Source organism: Membranihabitans maritimus, assembly GCF_021729145.1.
GTDB classification, from domain to species: domain Bacteria; phylum Bacteroidota; class Bacteroidia; order Chitinophagales; family Saprospiraceae; genus Membranihabitans; species Membranihabitans maritimus.
Window position 1 is genome coordinate 1 of the sequence record NZ_JAJSLW010000005.1, and the last position, 5,845, is coordinate 5,845.

Below are 5,845 nucleotides of genomic sequence, written 5' to 3' on the forward strand. Positions count from 1 at the left end.
AATACCTATGAAATCCGTATCCTTATATCAGAACAAAGACATCACCGCCTTTTTACCGGGCGGGTATAATTATACGGGGATCTATATCGTCGACGAATTACTGGAACTTAATGAGACGGTGATATTCAACGAAAACGATTTCCTCTATGAATACCTGTGGGAGAATCAGTTCCACGAGATCCCCTATACCGGGCAATTGTGCCGCGTAGGACATCTTATTCATTGGATAAAGGTAAAAGAAGATACCACCTATTTGATATATGACCTTTGTGATCTAAGAGGAGGGAATATCCGCTATTTCCTGGAGACCGTCCGGGGCGATCAATTTTCCATCCGGATGTTTGAATCGAATGCGGAGGTGGAGGTGTTTGGGAATTCGGGTTAAATATTAAGAAATTAAATCGTCAAAAGTATCTCCACCTGTCCATTCCATCTCTTGTGCAAGTGTAAATTGTTTTTCTATGCTATCTCTCTTGAAAAAACTACCCAGGCTTTTGTGGACATACAATTTATCTTCATAGGTTACTTGCGTTAAGGATCAGGGTTTTAGGGAATTTTCATCGCTATTTTTGCACAAGACCCACAAGGTATCTTCGTCTTTAGATGTAGTAAAATCAATAATAATGGTGGTAGAATATTGATTTCGTGAAAATATTGCTCCAATCTTGAGATTTACACCATAAGTAGCAATGGGACTATTGGTGCTTAGTTGCGGACAATATGGAAACTCGCTGGGTGTTTTCCAGTCCTTTTGGACAGCATTAGGCGTTAGGGAAGGTACAATTTCCGGTACTTCTTGAGTTGGGGAAGCGCTACGATTATCTTGAAATATCCATTCGTCCAATGAACCCCCTCTGGATGCAGTATCATTATTTTTTTACCGTGATAGGGTTATTCAAAATGTTCTCCAACTTGGTTAACCAACGAAGATTTTCAGGTCGATTGTTTTGGCGATTTGTATCTAATTAAAGATGTAATTGACAAAAGAGATAGTGAAAATCTTAAAAAAAGTTGATCAAAAAAGTGGAGAGTAAATAAAAGAAGCGTATTTTTGGACAAATTTAGTCCAAATGGAAAGTGTCCAAAATATAGTTTCGGTCGGTCAACAGATCCGTGCGCTCAGGGAAGCACATGGATTACCCCTTCGCAAAGTAGCCGCAGAACTGGACATCGATACATCCATACTTAGTAAGATCGAGAGGGGACATCGACAGGCCAACAGGCAGCAAGTTTGCGCCATAGCCCGGATATTCGGGGTTGATGAAAAAGAGTTGATTATTCAGTACCTGAGTGATAAGGTTATCGATGAACTGACGAATGAAGAATGGGCGGAAGACGCGCTGAAGGTAGCTGAAGAAAAATTAAAGTATTATACCAGAAAATGAACATATACCCGGTTAAAAATATAATGCCCGATCCTCAGGAAAGCCCGATAGGGTATGCCGAACGACTCGGCCTGGTTCATGCTTCTGCCGTATCCCAGGATCATAAGAAAAAAAACGGACAATTCTTTACGCCCGTGGAGATCGCTGAACACATGGCTTCCCTCTCACGGATAAAAGGAAGAGTGGTGAGAATACTGGATCCGGGTTGCGGTGCAGGTATACTTACCTGTGCCCTGGCAGAGCATCTGGCTAAGGTATCTCCTTCCACGGGAATGATGGAATTTACGGCTTATGAAACGGATCCGGCTATGGTACCTGTAGCCCGGCAAACCCTGGAATACCTGGTACGATGGTTGGAGGAGCGGAACATTACAGCATCTTACCGGTTGTGTGAGGGTGATTTTATACTGGCCCATGCTTTTTCCTTACAGGAAGACCGGGAGCTTTTTAAAAAATCTATTCAGCAATTTGATATTATTATTTCCAATCCACCGTATTTCAAACTCCCGATCCGGGATCCCCGTGTACAGGCGGCCCGCCTCGTAGTGAAAGGCCATCCTAATATTTACTCCCTGTTCATGGCTGTTTCGGCGGCATTGGTACGGGAAGGAGGGGAGTTGATCTTTATCACTCCCCGGAGTTATGCTTCGGGAGGATATTTTACCCGGTTCAGGGAATATTTTTTCCGGAAAATACAGCTCACGGATGCCCATTTATTTGTTTCTCGTAAGGAGACATTCGGTAGGGACAAGGTGCTTCAGGAGACGGTGATTATCCGGGGAGAGAAATCCTCAATTGCACCGGAAGCACCCATACGGATTACTTCATCGGGGGGTATAGGGGATTTGAAAGAGGCCGGTGAAAAGATATTTCCGTATTGGAATATTGTGGATCTGTATACGGCGGAAAAAATATTTTATTTACCTACATCGGACTATGAAGAGGCCGTATTGGAAATATTCCGGGATTGGAATTCCACGATGAAAGATTATGGGATTCAGATATCTACAGGAAGGGTCGTGTCCTTCCGGGCGCGTGAATTTATTCATGAAGTTCCGGAAAACACTTCTGTTGTGGTACCTGAGAATGCCGTAGAAGTATTGACCGGAGTCCCGGGTATTGCCCCGTTGTATTGGTTGCACAACGTACAAAGAATGGAATTGCAATGGCCGGTTCCGAAACCGGGGAAAGGCCAGTATATGGAGGTCGGAGAGAAATCCGGTCCCCTGCTGATCCCGGATAAAAATTACATCTTCCTTCGTAGATTCAGCAGTAAAGATGACCAGCACCGGCTGGTGGCTGCTCCGTATTTTCCTCCGCTTCCGAATGATCAGGAAGTAACTGGTAATGGATACATCGGAGTGGAAAACAAGGTCAATTATATCTATCGTCCTTCGGGGCACCTGGAGCGAAATGAAGTCCTGGGATTATGTGCTCTGCTCAATAGTCAATTATTTGATACCTTTTTCAGGATCTTCAATGGGAATGTCAATGTCAGTGCTACGGAACTAAGGGCAATGCCTTTGCCACCCCTGGAAATCATACATTCCATAGGAAATGAAATAAGCCGATCCGGTAATGAATCGGTAGAAAACGCGGATCGAATTGTCAAGGAATATTTTCAACCCGTTATTAGTCAATGAATAAAATAGAAGAAGCCCAAATCATTCTACAGGCCCTGGGCTTGCCAAAAAGGCAACAGAATGAACGTTCGGCCCTTACCCTTCTGGCCCTGTGCCAGTTGCGGGAAAATGATCCCTGGTCTTCATCCAATCCGGTGAGTATGGCGGTCATGGGCAATAAAAAGAACGCCAAATATGAAGGGATCATGAGATTTATAGAAGAGCATTACGACCGCCCGTATGCAGAGAACTCCAGGGAAACTTTTCGTCGACAAACGCTTCACCAATTTGTACAGGCGGGAATCGTCAACCACAATCCTGAAAATCCCGATCTACCCACGAATAGTAAAGACAATCACTATAAGTTATCCCCGGAAGCAGCCAGGGTAGTCCGCGCTTATAATACTGAATCATGGGAGAAAGAGCTCGGTGAATTTCTCGACAAACTCGGGACCCTAAAGGACAAATACCGAAAGAAGAGGGATATGCGAAAGATCCCCTTGCGGCTTCCGGACGGTTCGGAAATTGCTTTCTCTCCGGGGAAACACAATGAAGTACAAATCGCGATTATCCGGGAATTTGCACCCCGGTTTGCTCCGGGAAGTTCTTTACTGTACGTCGGGGACACCGCGAAGAAAGATCTGTATCTCGATGTTTCGGGGCTTGAAGCGCTGAGCATCCCCATTGATCAACATAGTAAACTACCGGATGTAGTGCTCTATGACCGGGAGAGAAACTGGCTCTTCCTGGTCGAAGCCGTTACCTCGCACGGCCCGGTATCTCCCAAGCGTATAATAGAAATGGAAGAAATGATGGCTTCATGTAGTGCTGGTAAAGTATATGTTACGGCATTTCAGGATTTCAGGGAGTTCAAGCGGCATACGGACCGCCTTGCCTGGGAGACGGAAGTATGGATCGTTGATTTTCCGGATCATATGATCCATTTCAATGGAGACCGGTTTATGGGCCCGCGGTGAGAAGTGGCTGGGTATTTTATTTTAATAGAGGGATGTCTGAAAGCTTTCGGAACCGGATTGACGGGGTCAGTACGACGGCTTCTCCACATTTCGAACGGCTCAATGTATCACTCATCATTCCTTCCTTTTTTCAATTTCTGTAATACATCTTTGGTCAGGCTGTCCATTTTCGAAAACGCAAACCACTTCTTACCCATGTCTTTCAGGGAAGCTCCCAAGTGGTAGAGCTCTTTTTCGTCGAGGATGATAAAGCGGTCGTGGGCGTCCTTAAAGTCTATTACTTTAATTTCCGGGTATTGGCTATTGTGCTTCTTCAGGTCGAGCCGTAGCTGCTTGCTGATGGTTTTGGTGTAGATGGTGGCGGAAACCTTGCTCTTTCTTTTGCTGAGCAGGGTCAGCGCAGAATCGTCGATGTAATTATCAATCACAATGATGGATGTTTTAGCTTTTCTTATCAAATCGGATATAAAATTGTAAGCATCAAACACCTGTCCATTGTAGAACACTCCTTGTTTAGGTAGTTGATTAGATTGAATTTGCAAAGCGATCGTATCAACCTTTTCAGTAAGGTTTTCGACATTATTTTCGATTCTGTTCATTCTTTGATTCAAGGCATACCCTTTTAATAGATAGTCCCGCAATACATTGGTTGCCCAAATTCTAAATTGGGTGCCTTGTTTGGATTTTACCCGGTAACCGACTGAGATGATAACATCAAGATTATAATATTCGATCTTGCGATTGACCATTCTCTTACCTTCTTTTCGAACTGTCAAGGATTCCTTGACGGTTGCATTTCTTTCCAATTCCTTCTCCCTATAACAGTTGTTAATATGTAAACTGATATTCTGTTTGGTTTGATTAAATAGTGTAGCCATCTGCTGTTGTGACAACCATACGGTTTCATCTTCCAATCTTACCTCTATTCGCTCGGGCAATTCATCAGATTGATATAGTACTATTTCGTTTTTCATGGGTTTAATCTTTTTAAAGCCCTATTCATCTTGTAGTTTGATTTTCGTCAAGTTCGTGTTGATCCATTTATTCAGTCGGGCTTTTCCTCTGTCAACCTTAAATCACAGTTATCGATGAAAATTACAAATTATATACTACTACAGATCGAAAATTCCTGTCCAATATATTTAACAATCGTTGAAATGGCAAGTAAGTAGTAAGTTTATAATGTTGTAGTCGATATTATATCGTCAGTTTTTTCTACGTTTTCCACATAGGGGGTCAACATCCCGGATTCAGGGGGTCAATCCCGAAGCGAGTCCGGGACAGGCTATACTCTGGATTATCCATTTCAGTATTTATGGTAACATCAAGCTTTCCACCAATGTATATCGTAGAACTATTCACCTCATACTTTACATAGTATTCATCTGCGACTTTGTTCTTTTCTTTTTCACAACCAATTAGGATAGCTCCGATTGTACCAACAAATCCGATGAGTAATATCATATGCCACCATCTGGAAGTGGATTTTGATCGTGATGAGAATAGTTTCCGTTCGTGGAACATAATGGCAATAATATTTATCCTTGTCTGTAAAATAATGAAAAATCCGGATTTGGTGAAATGGTCTTTGCTTTAAACCATGAATTGGGTTGTTTTTTCGTATGGTCCCATTTATTGATAGCGTAAAAAATAGAGGGTATCCCCATAACAAACGGGATCAGATTACTATTTATCATTTTCTCCCGCTTGGGGGGGTATCCCGTTAGCAAACGGGGCCGGATTGTCGGGGGCAGTACGACTAAACAATACCCTCAAATTAAAGTGTTGTGACTACTCATCAAATACAGGACTGTTACAACGATGACAATTCAAGAGATGATTGACAAGCGGTTGTGACTAC

8 protein-coding genes and 1 pseudogene are annotated in these 5,845 nt (G+C 43.0%); 4 read left to right on the forward strand and 5 right to left on the reverse strand.

The features are described 5' to 3' along the window. Positions 1–385, forward strand: a 385-nt coding sequence (locus tag LVD47_RS06880; protein WP_236974827.1) for a hypothetical protein, incomplete at its 5' end; no start/stop codon positions are given. 153 nt (positions 386–538) lie between these two features. Here LVD47_RS06880 and LVD47_RS06885 read toward each other — a convergent pair. Beyond that, on the reverse strand, positions 539–844 hold the full coding sequence (locus LVD47_RS06885) for a hypothetical protein (protein ID WP_236974828.1): 306 nt from the start codon (positions 842–844) through the stop codon (positions 539–541). Positions 845–869: 25 nt separating this feature from the next. Next, positions 870–962 (reverse strand): annotated as a pseudogene (locus tag LVD47_RS24035) (HNH endonuclease); the annotation flags it as partial. 108 nt (positions 963–1,070) lie between these two features. Here LVD47_RS24035 and LVD47_RS06890 point away from each other — a divergent pair. Genes LVD47_RS06890 through LVD47_RS06900 form a run of 3 tightly spaced genes read left to right on the forward strand, consistent with a single transcriptional unit; the run spans position 1,071 to position 3,984 of the window. After that, positions 1,071–1,385, forward strand: a complete 315-nt coding sequence (locus LVD47_RS06890; protein ID WP_236974829.1) for a helix-turn-helix domain-containing protein — start codon at positions 1,071–1,073, stop codon at positions 1,383–1,385. Further along, entirely contained in the window at positions 1,382–3,028 is a 1,647-nt protein-coding gene (locus LVD47_RS06895; protein WP_236974830.1) for an Eco57I restriction-modification methylase domain-containing protein, read from the forward strand. Before LVD47_RS06890 ends, LVD47_RS06895 begins: the two co-directional genes overlap by 4 nt. Beyond that, a complete protein-coding gene (locus LVD47_RS06900; RefSeq protein ID WP_236974831.1) occupies positions 3,025–3,984 on the forward strand; it encodes a BsuBI/PstI family type II restriction endonuclease in 960 nt (319 codons plus the stop codon). The genes LVD47_RS06895 and LVD47_RS06900 overlap by 4 nt, the downstream gene beginning before the upstream one ends. A 107-nt stretch (positions 3,985–4,091) precedes the next feature. On the opposite strand, the gene LVD47_RS06905 is transcribed toward LVD47_RS06900, so the two are convergent. The 3 genes from LVD47_RS06905 to LVD47_RS06915 form a co-directional block, all read right to left on the reverse strand. After that, entirely contained in the window at positions 4,092–4,958 is an 867-nt protein-coding gene (locus LVD47_RS06905) for a RhuM family protein (protein ID WP_236974832.1), read from the reverse strand. A gap of 262 nt (positions 4,959–5,220) precedes the next feature. Beyond that, positions 5,221–5,448: a hypothetical protein gene (locus LVD47_RS06910; protein WP_236974833.1), complete on the reverse strand. Its 228-nt coding sequence runs from the start codon at positions 5,446–5,448 to the stop codon at positions 5,221–5,223. A 74-nt stretch (positions 5,449–5,522) separates the two neighbouring features. Beyond that, on the reverse strand, positions 5,523–5,681 hold the full coding sequence (locus LVD47_RS06915; RefSeq protein ID WP_236974834.1) for a hypothetical protein: 159 nt from the start codon (positions 5,679–5,681) through the stop codon (positions 5,523–5,525). Positions 5,682–5,845 lie beyond the last annotated feature (164 nt).

Coding starts and splice junctions, on each gene's coding strand:
- LVD47_RS06890 (WP_236974829.1), top strand. CDS start 1,071: ATGGAAAGTGTCCAAAATATAGTTTCGGTCGGTCAACAGATCCGTGCG.
- LVD47_RS06895 (WP_236974830.1), top strand. CDS start 1,382: ATGAACATATACCCGGTTAAAAATATAATGCCCGATCCTCAGGAAAGC.
- LVD47_RS06900 (WP_236974831.1), top strand. CDS start 3,025: ATGAATAAAATAGAAGAAGCCCAAATCATTCTACAGGCCCTGGGCTTG.
- LVD47_RS06905 (WP_236974832.1), bottom strand. CDS start 4,958: ATGAAAAACGAAATAGTACTATATCAATCTGATGAATTGCCCGAGCGA.
- LVD47_RS06910 (WP_236974833.1), bottom strand. CDS start 5,448: ATGATATTACTCATCGGATTTGTTGGTACAATCGGAGCTATCCTAATT.
- LVD47_RS06915 (WP_236974834.1), bottom strand. CDS start 5,681: ATGATAAATAGTAATCTGATCCCGTTTGTTATGGGGATACCCTCTATT.